This window comes from Conexibacter woesei Iso977N, from assembly GCF_000424625.1.
Lineage (GTDB): Bacteria > Actinomycetota > Thermoleophilia > Solirubrobacterales > Solirubrobacteraceae > Baekduia > Baekduia woesei_A.
Genome location: NZ_AUKG01000002.1, coordinates 665,776 through 679,664, shown reverse-complemented (window position 1 = coordinate 679,664; position 13,889 = coordinate 665,776). Strand labels below are relative to the sequence as shown.

The 13,889-nt window shown below is 73.5% G+C and carries 14 protein-coding genes; 9 read left to right on the top strand and 5 right to left on the bottom strand.

Annotated features, from left to right (window positions below; genetic code table 11):
* Window positions 1–118: 118 nt before the first annotated feature.
* On the top strand, window positions 119–1,240 hold the full coding sequence (locus H030_RS0115560; protein WP_027006779.1) for an epoxide hydrolase family protein: 1,122 nt from the start codon (window positions 119–121) through the stop codon (window positions 1,238–1,240).
* Between the two features lie 9 nt (window positions 1,241–1,249).
* Here H030_RS0115560 and H030_RS0115555 read toward each other — a convergent pair whose 3' ends face one another.
* Window positions 1,250–1,810 carry a carbonic anhydrase gene (locus tag H030_RS0115555; RefSeq protein WP_027006778.1) on the bottom strand — a complete coding sequence of 187 codons (561 nt, stop codon included), beginning with the start codon at window positions 1,808–1,810 and terminating at the stop codon, window positions 1,250–1,252.
* 5 nt (window positions 1,811–1,815) lie between these two features.
* Window positions 1,816–2,577: an alpha/beta fold hydrolase gene (locus H030_RS32610; RefSeq protein ID WP_051222835.1), complete on the bottom strand. Its 762-nt coding sequence runs from the start codon at window positions 2,575–2,577 to the stop codon at window positions 1,816–1,818.
* Window positions 2,578–2,643: 66 nt separating this feature from the next.
* Here H030_RS32610 and H030_RS0115545 point away from each other — a divergent pair, with 66 nt between their 5' ends.
* Window positions 2,644–3,213 carry a TetR/AcrR family transcriptional regulator gene (locus H030_RS0115545; protein ID WP_027006777.1) on the top strand — a complete coding sequence of 190 codons (570 nt, stop codon included), beginning with the start codon at window positions 2,644–2,646 and terminating at the stop codon, window positions 3,211–3,213.
* A 72-nt stretch (window positions 3,214–3,285) separates the two neighbouring features.
* Here H030_RS0115545 and H030_RS0115540 read toward each other — a convergent pair whose 3' ends face one another.
* Window positions 3,286–4,002: a 3-keto-5-aminohexanoate cleavage protein gene (locus tag H030_RS0115540; protein ID WP_027006776.1), complete on the bottom strand. Its 717-nt coding sequence runs from the start codon at window positions 4,000–4,002 to the stop codon at window positions 3,286–3,288.
* 75 nt (window positions 4,003–4,077) lie between these two features.
* Here H030_RS0115540 and H030_RS40470 point away from each other — a divergent pair, with 75 nt between their 5' ends.
* The 6 genes from H030_RS40470 (at window position 4,078) to H030_RS0115510 (ending at window position 9,672) form a co-directional block, all read left to right on the top strand.
* The gene (locus H030_RS40470) at window positions 4,078–5,181 is read left to right on the top strand and encodes a ferredoxin reductase (protein ID WP_027006775.1); all 1,104 of its coding nucleotides are present in this window, start codon (window positions 4,078–4,080) and stop codon (window positions 5,179–5,181) included.
* Between the two features lie 27 nt (window positions 5,182–5,208).
* Window positions 5,209–6,474, top strand: coding sequence for a fatty acid desaturase family protein (locus tag H030_RS32605; protein ID WP_051222833.1), 1,266 nt, complete (start codon window positions 5,209–5,211; stop codon window positions 6,472–6,474).
* Window positions 6,475–6,522: 48 nt separating this feature from the next.
* Complete coding sequence (locus H030_RS0115525; RefSeq protein ID WP_027006774.1) at window positions 6,523–7,179, top strand: peroxiredoxin; 657 nt, start codon at window positions 6,523–6,525, stop codon at window positions 7,177–7,179.
* Between the two features lie 61 nt (window positions 7,180–7,240).
* On the top strand, window positions 7,241–7,831 hold the full coding sequence (locus tag H030_RS0115520) for an RNA polymerase sigma factor (protein WP_035127788.1): 591 nt from the start codon (window positions 7,241–7,243) through the stop codon (window positions 7,829–7,831).
* Window positions 7,828–8,901 carry a CU044_5270 family protein gene (locus H030_RS37220; RefSeq protein WP_027006772.1) on the top strand — a complete coding sequence of 358 codons (1,074 nt, stop codon included), beginning with the start codon at window positions 7,828–7,830 and terminating at the stop codon, window positions 8,899–8,901. The genes H030_RS0115520 and H030_RS37220 overlap by 4 nt, the downstream gene beginning before the upstream one ends.
* Window positions 8,902–8,955: 54 nt before the next feature.
* The gene (locus H030_RS0115510; RefSeq protein WP_027006771.1) at window positions 8,956–9,672 is read left to right on the top strand and encodes a dihydrofolate reductase family protein; all 717 of its coding nucleotides are present in this window, start codon (window positions 8,956–8,958) and stop codon (window positions 9,670–9,672) included.
* On the opposite strand, the gene H030_RS0115505 is transcribed toward H030_RS0115510, so the two are convergent.
* Complete coding sequence (locus tag H030_RS0115505; RefSeq protein ID WP_027006770.1) at window positions 9,669–10,274, bottom strand: response regulator transcription factor; 606 nt, start codon at window positions 10,272–10,274, stop codon at window positions 9,669–9,671. The genes H030_RS0115510 and H030_RS0115505 overlap by 4 nt on opposite strands.
* On the bottom strand, window positions 10,271–12,202 hold the full coding sequence (locus H030_RS37215) for a sensor histidine kinase (protein ID WP_051222831.1): 1,932 nt from the start codon (window positions 12,200–12,202) through the stop codon (window positions 10,271–10,273). Before H030_RS37215 ends, H030_RS0115505 begins: the two co-directional genes overlap by 4 nt.
* Before the next feature lie 117 nt (window positions 12,203–12,319).
* On the opposite strand from H030_RS37215, the gene H030_RS32590 reads away from it, so the two are divergent.
* Window positions 12,320–13,807, top strand: a complete 1,488-nt coding sequence (locus tag H030_RS32590; RefSeq protein ID WP_051222829.1) for an MFS transporter — start codon at window positions 12,320–12,322, stop codon at window positions 13,805–13,807.
* Window positions 13,808–13,889: the final 82 nt, after the last annotated feature.

Here is a 13,889-nt window from a genome sequence, read left to right as displayed (position 1 = left end):
ACAGCGCCGGCCGCACCGCCAGCTGGGTCCCTTGGCGCAGGGATCGATGCGCATGAACGTGAAAGCCCCGCTCCTGGTCTCATGCACGGACCGCCCTGTTGCCGAAAGGAGCCCAGCCGTGGCCGCCGAGCCGTTCGAGGTCAGCATCACCGAAGCCGAGATCGCCGATCTGCGTGAGCGATTGAGGCGGACGCGGTGGCCGGAGGCCGAGCCGGTGGATGACTGGTCGCAGGGCGCCCCGCTGGCCTACGTGCAGGAGCTGTGCCGCGTGTGGGCCGAGGACTACGACTTCGGGTTCGCCGAGCGGGTCAACGTGTTCCCGCAGTTCCGCGACACGGTCGACGGGCTGGGGATCCACTTCCTGCACGTTCGCTCGCCGGAGCCGGACGCGTTCCCGCTGGTCGTCACACACGGCTGGCCGGGCTCGGTGCTCGAGTTCCTGGACATCATCGGCCCGCTCACCGACCCGCGCGCGCACGGCGGCGACCCGGCGGATGCGTTCCACGTCGTCGCGCCGTCGCTGCCCGGATACGGCTGGAGCGACAAGCCGTCGGCGACCGGCTGGGGCGTCGAGCGGATCGCGCGCGCGTGGGACATGTTGATGGTGTCGCTCGGCTACGAGCGCTACGGCGCCCAGGGCGGCGACTGGGGCTCGGCGGTCTCCGGCGCGCTCGGTGAGGTCGCGCCGGAGCGGGTCGCCGGCGTGCACGTCAACCTCGGCTCCGTCAAGGCGGGCGCGTTCGACGACCCGACGCCGTCCGAGCAGGCGAACCTCGCCGCCGAGAAGGAGTTCGCGCGCACCGGCCGCGGCTACTCGGCGCTGCAGGCGTCCCGGCCCCAGACGCTCGGCTACGCCCTCACCGACTCCCCCGCCGGCCAGGCCGCCTGGATCGCCGAGAAGCTCTGGGCCTGGACCGACAACGACGGCCACCCCGAGGACGCGGTGACGCGGCAGCAGATCCTCGACGAGATCTCGGTCTACTGGTTCACCGCGTCCGCCACGTCGTCGGCGCGCCTGTACTGGGAGAGCTTCCGCAGCTTCCGCGACCAGGTCACCGCGCCGTCCGGCCTGTCGGTCTACCCGCGCGACATCACCCGCCCCTCGCGCCGCGAGGCCGAGCTGCGGTTCACCGACCTGCGCTGGTTCGAGGAGCTGCCCCGCGGCGGCCACTTCGCCGCCATGGAGCAGCCGGAGTCGCTGGTCGAGCAGGTGCGCGGGTTCTTCCGGCTTGTCCGCTGAGCCCGCCGCTCAGGCGCCGGGCGCGCCGGGCTCGATCACGGTCGTGACGACGCCGGTCTCCAAGTCATAGGCGTAGCCACCGATGTTGATGTGCTCGATCCCGGGCGACAGCTCGGGCGCCGCGCGCAGGCGCTCGACGTCCTCGTGGACCGACCTGTAGGGGTCGAGCACCGCCAGCGCCCGCAGCTCCTCGTCGTCGTAGCCGCCGCGACCGAGGAACCCGTGGCGCAGCTCGTCGTCGGCGAGCAGCGCCGAGCCGCAGTCGGTGTGGTGCATCACGGCGATCTCGAACCAGTCCGCGTCCGGCGTCTTGTTCGCGTGCAGGTGCACGACCCACGCGAGGTCGTGGATGAGCGCGGGCGTCACGCGGCCGCCGATGTTGCGGGCGACGATCGCCTCGCCGAGCCTCGCGCCGAGGACCGCGGCGGGCTCGACGCGCGGGTCGATGCAGGTGATCAGGTAGACCTGCTTGAACGGGATGAACGGGATCGCCGGGACGTCCTCCTGCACGCCGGACGCGGCGAAGGCCGCGTTGCGCTCCAGCAGCTCCGAGAAGTTCGAGTGCGACATGTTGGCTACGCCTCCTGTGCCGCGGCGACGGCCGCGACGGATCGGGTGGCCTCGGCGATCACGCCGGCCACGATGTCGGGACGGGAGACCGGCACGGCGTGCGACGCGTCGACCTCGACGACGCGCGAGCCCGCGCGCTCGGCCATGAAGCGCAGGATCGCCGGCGGCAGCGAGCGGTCCTCGGTGGTCACGACCGCCCACGAGGGCAGGCCGCGCCAGCTCGGCGTGCCGGGCAGCGGCGTGCCGAGCGCGGCCGGCTCGATCGGGCGCTGGCTGACCGCCAGCACCGCGGCGTGCCCGGGCTCGACGTCGGCCGCGTAGACCTCGGCGAAGCGCTCCGGGCGCAGCGTCAGGTCGTCGCCGCCGCCGGGGATCGGCACGACGACGAGGTTCTCGGGGATCAGCTGCGTGCCCGGGAAGCGCTCGTTGAGCGCGCCCGCAGCCTCGCCCTCGTCGGGCTGGAACGCGGCGACGAAGACCAGCGCCGCGACGGCGCCGGTGTCGGCGATCGCCGGGTGCGAGATCACCGCGCCGGCCCACGAGTGGCCGACGAGCACGACCGGCCCGAGGCGCTCGAGCTGCGCGGCGAGGTACTCCGCGTCGCCGTCGAGGTCGCGCAGCGGGAGCGCGGGCGCCGCCACGGCGTGGCCCGCCGCCTGGAGGCGCGCGGCCACCCCGTGCCAGACGGACGCGTCGGTCAGCGCCCCGTGGACCAGGACGATCGTCGCCTCTTCAGCGTCGGTAGACAGAATGTTCGTTCTCTTCATGACGACGATGCTGCACGCCCGGACGCCGGATGTCAAACAGAACGTTCCGTCTCGTACCATGACGCCATGGCCGAGACCGAGCAGAAGCCCCGTGAGCGCCTCCTCTCCACCGCGCGCGAGCTCTTCTACGGCGAGGGGATCCACACCGTCCCGGTCGACCGGCTGGTCACCGAGGCGGGCGTGACGCGCGCGACGTTCTACCGCCACTTCCCCACCAAGGAGCACCTCGTCGAGGCCTACCTTCGCGCCACCGACGCCGACCTGCGCGCCGCGGTCGACGCCGCCGTCGCGGGCTCCGACCCGCAGGCGAGCCTCGCCGCGCTCCTGGACCTCATCGGCCACACGACCAACACGCCCGGCTTCCGCGGCTGCCACTTCATCAACGCCGCGGCCGAGTACCCGGACCCCGAGGACCCGGTGCGCGTCGCGATCGACGACCACCGCACCTGGTTCCAGGAGGTCGTGACCGAGCTGGCCGCCAACGTCGGCCATCCGGATCCGGTCTACGCCGGCCACGTCCTGGTCCTCCTCCACGATGGCGCGCTCGCCGGCGCGCAGCTGGACGACCCCAGGATCGTGCGCACCACCGTCATCCGCGCCGCCCGCGACCTGCTGGGCATCACGCAGGAAGCCTGAGCAGACCGTCATCCGCGCCGCCCGGGAGCGAACTCCGTCAGTGCGGCGACCCGACGGCGCGCTCGTCACGCATCACAGGGCCAGGACGTCGCGCACCTGCTCGGCGTTGCTCACCGCCGGCCGCCCGTCGCGGCCGGCGAGCACGTCCTCGAAGCCCACGCGCACGTCCAGGCCGAGCGCGCGCGCCGCGCCGACGACCGCCCAGGTCGCGCGCCCCTGGGCGTGCCAGAGCCGCGGGCGGCCCAGCGGCGCGACGAGCGCGTCGACCTCGCGGGCCTGCGCGACGGCCGCGTCGCCGTCGTCCTCCTCGTCGAGGATCTCGACCAGCACGCGGTGCACGCGCGCCGCCCACGGCGCGGCCAGCAGCGCCTCGGCGTCGGCGACGCTGAACACGCCCGCCTCGATGCCGACGCCGCGCTCCAGCAGCGCGGTACCCAGCGGCACCGCGTCGTCCTGGACGAGGTTCAGCGACACGAGGTCGGGCGGCTGCGACCACAAGCGGATCGCCTCAACGCGGCTCGCCGCCCCGCCGAGGTCGATGTCCTCCTGCGTCGAGCAGGAGATCTCGAGGCCCGGCACCGCGGCGCGCACCGCCGCGACCGCCGCGTCGAGGGCCTCGGCACCGAGGCTCTCGCGCTCGTCGCCGACCCGGCGCGGGTGGAAGTGCACCGACCGCGCGCCCGCCGCCCAGCACGCGGCGGCATCGGCGGCCAGCTCGGCCGGGGTGATCGGGATCGCCGGATGCTCGCTCCGGGACCGATCGCCGTTCATCGCCACCTGGATCAACATGATGTCCTTCCGGCGTCGTCTGCGCGCATACGCCTGGCGTGCCCAAGGGCCGACCTGGGTACGCCAGCGTTCCACATGGCCGAGCGCGGAGCGCAGCCGCAGGTCCCCAGGGTCCACCGGCGGGCTCTTCGAGCGCTGGGCGCGTTCTTCACGCCGCTGCTGCCCGACGACTACCTCGAGCAGATCAACCCGATGTGGACCACGCGCGAGCTGCGCGGCCGGATCGAGGAGATCTCCCCCGAGGCCGACGACGCGGTCACGGTCACGATCAAGCCGAGCTGGCGCTGGCCGGGGCACCGCCCGGGTCAGTACCTGCGCATCGGCCTGGTCATCGACGGCCGCCACCACTGGCGCGCGTACTCGCTGACCTCCGACCCCGAACGCGACGACGGGCGGATCGCGATCACGCCCAAGCTCGTCGAGTCCGGGATCGTCTCGCCCTACCTCCTCCAGAAGGCCGGCCCCGGGACGATCGTCCGTCTCGGCGGCGTCGAGGGCACGTTCGTCCTCCCGGACCCGGTCCCGGACAAGCTCCTGTTCATCACCGCCGGCAGCGGCGTCACGCCGGTCATGGGCATGCTCCGGGCGCTCAAGCGTCAGGGCGCGCTGCGCGACGTCGTCCACCTGCACTCCGCCCGGACCGACACCGGCACGATCTTCGGCGCCGAGCTGCGCGCGCTGGACACCGACACGGACAACAACTACCGCCTGCACCTGCAGCTCACCGGCAGCGACGGCCGCCTGACCCCGGACCACCTCGACGACCTCTGCCCCGACTGGCGCGACCGCGAGGCGTTCGTGTGCGGTCCGACCGCGCTGATCGAGGCGCTGCGCGAGCGCTGGGAGCGCGACGCCGACCCGGAGCGCCTGCACCTCGAGCACTTCGCCCCGGTCGCGGGCGTCGGCGAGGGCGAGCGCGGCGAGGGCGGGTCGATCAAGTTCCTCGACAGCGACCTCACCGCGCAGAGCGACGGCTCGCAGCCGATCCTCGAGGCGGGCGAGGAGGCCGGCGCCACGCTGCCGTTCGGCTGCCGCATGGGGATCTGCCACACCTGCGTCGGGAAGCTGTGCAGCGGCCGCGTGCGCGACCTGCGCACCGGCGCGGTCTCCGGCGTCCCGGGCGAGACCGTCCGCACCTGCGTCAACGCGCCCGAGGGCGACGTCGAGATCTACCTCTGAGAGCAACCACACCATGTTGGGAGCACCGTGACCCCCGAAACGCTCATCGAAAGCCCGCTGGCCCGCCTCTCCGAGGAGGAGATCGACGCGCTGGCCCGCGAGTTCGACGCCATCCACGACGAGGTCTTCGCCGAGCTCGGCACGCGTGACCGCGACTACATCACCGCGATCATCGGCATGCATCGCCGGCTGGTCGTCGGCAGCCGCGTCGTGCTCGTCGGCTCGAGCTTCGCGCCCGCGTGGGTGTTGGGGATGTCGATGCTCAGCCTGGCCAAGATCCTGGAGAACATGGAGATCGGCCACAACGTGATGCACGGTCAGTGGGACTGGATGAACGACCCGCACATCCACTCCTCGACCTGGGACTGGGACACCGCGTCGACCGCCGAGGCCTGGAAGCACTCGCACAACTACGAGCACCACACGTACACCAACATCCGTGGCAAGGACCGCGACCTCGGCTACGAGATCATGCGGATCGACCCGCACCAGAAGTGGTATCCGTTCTACCTGGCGCAGCCGCTCTACAACATCGTGCTGGCGATGTTCTTCGAATGGGGCGTCGCGCTGCACGATCTGAACTTCGACGCGATCCGCAAGGGCAAGAAGTCCAAGTCCCAGCTCAAGCGCGAGCTCAAGGGCATGGCCGGCAAGGCGCGCGCGCAGTTCGCCAAGGACTACCTCGCGTTCCCGGCGCTCAGCGCCGCGATCGCCGGCGGCACGCGCTACGCGACCGAGCGCCGCAGGAACAACCGCGGCGCGGCCCTCGCGGCCGCTGGCGCCGCGGCGCGCAAGACGTTCCGCTCGACCGCGAAGGCCAACGCCACCGCCAACGTCGTCCGCAACATGTGGTCCTACGCGATCATCTTCTGCGGGCACTTCCCGGACCAGACCTACACCTTCAGCCCCGACGAGGTCGAGGGCGAGTCGCGCGGCGGCTTCTACGTCCGCCAGCTGCTCGGCGCCGCCAACATCGAGGGCTCGCCGCTGTTCCACGTCATCAGCGGCAACCTCGGCTACCAGGTCGAGCACCACCTCTACCCGGACATGCCGAGCACCCGCTACGGCGAGATCGCGCCGCAGGTCAAGGACATCTGCCGGCGCTACGGGCTCCCCTACAACTCGGGGTCGTTCGCCCAGCAGCTCGGCGGCGTCCAGCGCACGATCCTGCGCCTCGCCTTCCCCGGCGGGACACCGCGGCCCAAGCCCGGCCCCTACGGCGGCACCGACACCGAGCCGGCCCCCGGCGCCCCCAAGTACACTGAAGCGGTAGAGAACGTCCACGCGCGCTGACCGCCTCGCCGAGCGATGCGCTCTCGCGCCCCCTAGGCTGGAGCCATCATGAGCCTGACCATCGGCGATACCGCCCCCGACTTCACCGCCCAGACCACCGAAGGCGAGATCCAGTTCCACGACTGGATCGGCGACGGCTGGGCCGTCCTGTTCTCGCACCCCCGCGCGTTCACCCCCGTGTGCACGACCGAGCTGGGGTACATGGCCTCGATCAAGCCCGACTTCGACAGCCGCGGCGTCAAGATCATCGCCATCTCGACCGACCCGGCCGAAGGCAGCGCCGAGTGGTCCAGGGACATCGCCGCCTCCCAGGGCGCCGAGGTCAACTACCCCATCATCGCCGACACCGACCACGCGATCAGCAAGGCCTACGGGATGCTCGGGGCCGACGTGTCCGGCGACCCGACCGACCGCACCGCCGCCCAGAACGCGACGCTGCGCAACGTCTTCGTCGTCGGGCCCGACAAGAAGATCAAGTTGGTGTTGATCTACCCGATGACCACCGGCCGCAACTTCGACGAGGTCCTGCGCGTCATCGACTCCCTGCAGCTGACGAGCAAGCACCAGCTCGCCACGCCGGCGCAGTGGCAGCCGGGCGACGACGTGATCATCGCCGGCTCGGTCTCCGACGAGGTGGCCAGGGAGCGCTACCCCGACGGCTGGGAGACGCCGCTGCCCTACATCCGGATCGTCCCCGCCCCGTAGCGCGGACGCCCCGGCCGCCGGCCGGGAACTCGAAGCGACCCTGCGGCGAAGGAGGGAGAAGATGCGTCCCTTGCCTTCGCCGCAGGACGCCGCGGCCACCGACGCGGAGATCCTCGCTGCCTCGCTGCACGAGCCCTCCGCCTTCGCCGCGGTCTTCGACCGCCACTTCCCGGCGATCCACGGCTGGATGCGGCGCCGCGTCGGCGCGTCGCTCGCCGACGACCTCGCCGCCGAGACGTTCACGCGCGCGTTCGACGCCCGCGACCGCTTCGACCCCGGCCGCGCCGACGCGCGCCCGTGGCTGTTCGGGATCGCCGCCCACCTCGTCGCCGACCACCGCCGCGCCGAGGTCCGGCGCCTGCGCGCGATCGCGCGCACCGATCCCGGCGAGCTGATCGCCGAGGACCAGGAGGCCGCCACGCTCGCGCGCGCCGACGCCGCGACGCTCGGCCCCGCGCTGGCCGCGGCGCTCGCCGGGCTGCGCAGCCAGGAGCGCGACGCGCTGCTGCTCGCCGCCTGGGCCGACCTCGACTACGAGCAGATCGCGCAGGCCACCGGCGTCCCGGTCGGCACCGTGCGCTCCCGCCTGCACCGCGCGCGGCGGCACCTGCGCGCCGCCCTGGCCACCACGATCGACGGAAGCGAGACATGACCGACGAGCTGGACCTCCTCCGCGCCTGGCACCCGCCGACGCCCGTCACCGCGCTCCCCGCGAGCGTCGCGGCCGCCCAGGCGCGCACGCGCCTCGACGCCCACATCGCGGGCGCCGCCCGGCGGCGCACCGCCAGTGCCGGCGCGCCGCGCCCCCACCGGCGCTGGTGGCTGCTCGCCGCGCCCGGCGCGCTGGCCGCGGCGGCCGCCACGGCGCTGGTCCTGACGCTCGGCTCGGGCGTCGAGAACGGCACGGTCGCGCCCAAGGGCGCGGCCGCCCAGGCGCTGGACCGCGCCGCCGACGCCGCCGAGCGCGCCCCGGCCGTCGCGCCGTTCCCGACCGCGCAGCAGTTCTTCTACATCAAGTCCGAGGCGACCTACCTGGACATCGGCGTGCTCGGCAGGGGCCGGACGATCGCGTCGCTCGACACCAGCACGACCGAGACCTGGCAGAGCGCGGCGCATCCCGGCCGGCAGCGCAGCTTCGCCAAGACGACCCGCTGGCCGTCCGCCAAGGCCAGGCGCGCGTGGATCGCCGCCGGGCGCCCGGCCCTCACCGGCGCCGCCGGCCCGCCCGCCGCGCTCCCGCAGGCGACCTTCTATCTCGGCAACGAGCAGCTCACTTACCAGCAGGTCCGCGACTTCGACCAGCCCGCCGGCGCCGTCTACCGCCGCCTGCGCGACCACTACGTCAAGGGCCAGGGCGGCAACATCGACAACGAGCTCTTCACCCAGGTCGGCGACGCGCTGCGCCAGCAGGCCGCGCCACCCAAGCTGCGCGCGGCGCTCTACCGCACGCTGGCGCTGATCCCCGGCGTCCAGTACCTCGGCCACGTCCGCGACCGCCTCGGCCGCCCCGCCGTCGGCGTCGCGCGCACCGACGACGCCACCGGCGCCAAGACCCGCCACGAGCTGCTGTTCGACCCGCAGACGTCCGAGCTGCTCGCCGAGCAGGAGGTCATGCTCAGCATCCCGTCCGGCCTGCGCGGCCTCGTCGCACCGGGCACGGTCACCGGCGACGCCGTCTACCTGCGCCGCGCGGCCGTGGACCGGCTCGGGGAACGTCCGTAACCCGGCGACGCGCGGCGCGTGTCGAGAACGCGCGGTCGGCTACGACTACGGGCCATGACCAAGGTGACGGCACAGATGTCGGTGTCCCTCGACGGCTGCTACACAGGGCCGCGGGACCCGAGCAACCCCAACGACATGAGCACGTGGATGAGAGGCCCGGAGGCGCCCGGGTTCTTCCGCGTCACGCGCTGGGTCGTCGACGCGATGGCGTGGCGCGAGCGGCTCGGCGCCGCGGGCGGCGAGCGATCGGTCAACGACGAGATCGTCGCCGAGACGTTCGCCGCCGCGGGCGCGTACGTGATGGGGCGGCGGATGTTCGACGCGGGCGAGGTGCCGTGGGGCGACGAGCCGCCGTTCCGCGCGCCGGTGTTCGTCGTCACGCACCGCCACCGGGACGTCCTGGAGCGCGCGGGCGGGACGTCGTTCACGTTCGTCACCGAGGGGTTCGCCCGCGCCATCGAGCTGGCCAAGGCCGCGGCCGGGGACAAGGACGTGCAGATCGCCGGCGGCGGCGAGCTCGTCCGCCAGGTGCTCGCCGCGGGCCTGCTCGACCAGCTCGAGCTGCACGTCGCCCCCGTGCTGCTCGGCGACGGCCAGCGCCTGTTCGACCCGAGCCTCGGCCTCCGCGCCGACGAGGGCATCGAGCTGGTCCCGACGCGCGTGGTCGAGGACCCCGCGGTCACCCACATCCGCTACGACGTCACCGGCCACGCGCAGCTCGTGCTCGACGACCGCGGCGCCAGCGGCGAGCTTGTCAGCCCCCAGGACTAGATCCAGCCCGACTGCCGCGCGATCCGGATCGCGTCGATCCGGTTGCGCGCGTCGAGCTTGGAGATCGCGTTGGACAGGTAGTTGCGCACGGTCGCGGGCGACAGGAACAGCGCGGCGCCGATGTCGGTCGTCGTGCCGCCCTCGGCCGCCGCGCGCAGCACCTCGGCCTCGCGCTCGGTCAGCGGGTTGTCGCCGACGCGCAGCGCGGTCTCGACCAGCGTCGGGTCCAGGAACCGCTGGCCCTTGGCGACCCGGCGCAGCGCGTCGGCCAGCTCCTCGGACGGCGCGTTCTTGCGCATGAACCCGCCGACCTGCGCCTCCAGCGCCCGGACCAGATGGCCCGGATGGCCGAGCCCGGTCAGGATCAGCACCTTCGTCTCGGGCAGCTCCTGGCGCAGCGTCGCCGCGGCGGTCAGCCCGTCGGTCCCCGGCAGCTCGATGTCGAGCACGGCGACGTCGGGCAGCAGCCGCAGCGCGGTCGGGACGATGTCGTCGCCGTTGTCGACGTCGGCGACGACCTCCATGTCGGCCTCCAGCCCGATCAGCGCCAGCAGCGCGCCGCGGATCAAGTGCTGGTCCTCGGCCAGGAGGATCCGGATCACGCCGGCACCTCCACGCGCAGCCGGAAGCGCCCGCCCCCGATCGGCCCGCCCGCGGCCAGCCCGTCGAGCTCGGCCAGCCGGTCGGCGAGGCTCTGCAGCCCGGTTCCGGCACCGCTGCGCACGACCGCGCCGTCGTTGACGAGCTCCAGCCGGACGACGCCGTCCGCACCGCGCGTCGCGGCGATCGTGCAGACGCGCGCGTCGGCGTGGCGCAGGATGTTCGTCGCGCCCTCGCGCATCGCGAACCCGAGCGCCGCGCTCGTCTCGGCACCAAGGCCATCGACGTCCAGCTTCGCGTCCACGGCGATCCCCGCCAGCCGCAGCAGGTCGATCGCCGCGCCCGCCTCGGTGGCGAACGCGACCTCGCGGTCGTCGCGCGCGACCGCCGCGACCTCGTCGGCCAGCGAGCTGGCGACCGCCTCCAGCTCGGTGATCTCGCGCACCGCGCCCGCGCGGTCGCGGTCGGCCTCGATCAGCCGCCGCGCGAGGTCGCCCTTGAGCGCGATCGCCGTCAGGCTCTGACCGACCACATCATGAAGGTCGCGCGACAGCCGCCGCCGCTCGGTCCGGACCGCGCCCGCGGCCAGCGCGTCGCGCGCGGCGTCCAGCTCGGCGACGATCGGGACCAGCCGGACCGACGCGCACACGCCCGCGATCACGAGCGTCGAGATGACCACCCAGTACGCGGCGTTCCAGCACAGCGCGTACGTGCTCGGGTCCGCCACGCTCAGCCACCACAGCGTGTCGTAGGTCAGCATCGCGGCCGGTGCGAGCACGACCACGGCGATCCGCACGGGTCCGCGCAGGCACGCCATCGCGGTGATCGGGACGACCCACACCGACGTCTCCCACGCGACCCCGAAGATCCCGATCAGCCCGAACGCCAGCGCCACCGCCGCGGCGACCCGCACGAGCGGGTGCGACGGCGCCCGCCCCTGCACGACGGCCAGCGAGCTCGACAGCGTCAGCGCGGTCACACCCACCCACGCGACGATCGCCAGCGGCCAGTGATGCGCGCGGTTGAAGCCGAACGCGCCCACGCACATCAGCAGGAGGAACAGCAGGACGACCGCGTGCACGCTGATCAGCGTCCGCCACGCCTGCCGGGTCGCCAGCCCGCGCCCGATCGGGCTGCGGCGCGCCCGCGCCGTCCGCACCAGCGCGACCGCCGCGGGGTCCTCGGACCGCGCCGCGGAGCCGGTCTCGGCCACGATCACGCGCAGGTCGTGCAGCGCGTCGTTGGCCTGCGTCAGCACGCCGTCGAGCGCGAGCAGCGGCTCGGCCACGCCCGGCGCGCCGAGCGCGGCGCGCGCCCTGCGGCCCGCATCGCGCAGCGCGACGATGTGGCGCTCCAGCGACGCGCGCACCTCGCGCTGCAGCTGCGCGCGCTCCTCCAGCACCGCGTCGGCGGCCAGCGCGGTGCGCGACGCCGCGAGCTGGTGCACGGCCGCGACGAGCCAGACGACCGCGAACTGGATCACCGCCCGGAACAGGACCGAGTACATCAGGTAGCTCGCCGTGCTCGACCACCTCAGGTGCGCGTCCGGATCGGCCCACACGACCCCGCCCGCCGCCGCGATGCACGCGGCCAGCGCGGCCAGCGACCACGGCGGGCGCAGGACGATCAGCGCCGAGGTCGCGACGACCGCGAGCATGAACGCCCACGACACGCCGATGATCAGCAGCGCAGCGAGGTTGACGGCTGCGATCACCGCGAGCGTCGCGCCCGAGTGCGGCGGCCGCTCGCCGCGCACGCCGTAGCTGAGGTGCCACAGGTGCAGCGGCATGAACACGGCGGCCGCGGCGATCGCGACCGCGATGTCGGTCGCCGAACCGGACAGCCCGACGCGGCCGACCTCGACCACCGCCAGCAGCGCGCTGACGCAGAGCACCGCGCGCCCGGCCAGGGTGGGGATCCGCTCGTCCACGGCGACAGGTTCGCAGCTCCCCGCGCGCGCGTCCCGAACCGATGACATGTGTCACACGCGATCGACGACATCGTCCTCTGGCGATGAGTTCGCGGCCGCGGGATCGTCTCAGGGGCCATGACCCCTCTCCCCCTCCCCAACGACCAGCCCGGCGCGCAGCCCCAGCGCGCCGGGCGCCGCGAGTGGATCGGCGTCGCCGCCCTCGCCCTGCCCTGCATGCTCGTGGTGATGGACCTGAGCGTGCTGTTCCTGGCCGTGCCGTCGCTGTCGGCCGACCTGCACCCGACCCCCACGCAGCTGCTCTGGATCACCGACGTCTACGGGTTCCTGATCGCTGGGGCGTTGATCGCCATGGGCGCGCTCGGTGACCGCATCGGCCGCCGCAAGGTGCTGGTGTGGGGGTCGGCCGCGTTCGGCGCGGCCTCGGTCCTCGCCGCGCTGTCGACGTCGCCGGAGATGCTGATCGCCGCCCGCGGCCTGCAGGGCATCGCCGGCGCGACGCTGATCCCGTCGACCATGTCCCTGCTCTTCGCGATGTTCCCCCACGAGGAGGACCGCATGAAGGCGCTCGGGCTGATCTCGGCCGGCTTCACCAGCGGCGCGGCGCTCGGGCCGATCCTCGGCGGCGTGCTGCTCGACGTCTCGACCTGGCACGCCGTGTTCCTCATCAACGTGCCCGCGATGCTGGCGGTGCTGTGGTTCGTCCCCCGCTACGTGCCCGAGTTCGCCAACCCGGCCGCGCCGCGCGTCGACCTGCCCAGCGCCGGGATGCTGATGCTCGCGGTGCTCCCGGCGACCTACGGGATCAAGCGCTTCGCCCGCGGGACCGGCGGCGCGGCCGACGCCGCGCTGATCGCGTTCGGCGTCGCCGTGCTCGTCGTCCTGCTGGCGCGCCAGAGGAGGATCGCCAACCCGCTGATCAACCTGTCGCTGTTCCGGATCCGCCGCTTCAGCGCGCCGCTGGCCGGGATGTGCGTGACGACGTTCGTGATGTTCGGGACGTTCTTCTTCGTCGCCCAGTACTTCCAGATCGTGCTGAACCTGGACCCGCTGCCGGCCGCGCTCTGGGGTCTGCCCGGGATCGTGACGATGACGCTCGGGACGATGGTCGTCGTGCCGAAGCTCGCGACCAGGTACCGCCCCGGGCCGCTGATGGCGAGCGGCGCCGCGCTGATGGCCGTCGGCCTGGCCGCGCTGTCGATGGTCGACGCCGACACGCCGCCCGCGCTCGTCGCGCTCGTGGTCGCGGTCTTCCAGTTCGGCGTCGCCCCGCTGGTGACGCTGGGCAACAACCTCATCCTGGGCGCCGCGCCGCCGGAGGCGACCGGCCAGGCGTCGGGCACGAGCCAGACGCTCAACGAGCTCGGCGGCGCGCTGGGCATCGCGGTGCTCGGCAGCATCGGCACCGCGCACCTCCCGGCCGACCTGCGCGACGCGACCGACGCGGCGTTCACCCACGGCATGTCGGTCGTCGCGCTGCTCGGCGCGGCGCTGATGCTCGGCGTCGCCGCGCTGCTGACCTTCGCGTTCCGCGAACGCGCGGCGGACGAGGCGGCGGCGCCCGGCGAGGTGCAGGAGCGCGTCGCCGAGCCGGTGGCGGCGTGAGGAGGGCGCGATGCGCTTCGCGCTCTACGACGTCGTCGTCCCGGAGCCTCCCGGCGCAGGCCGGGAGGCTCCGGGCGCCGAC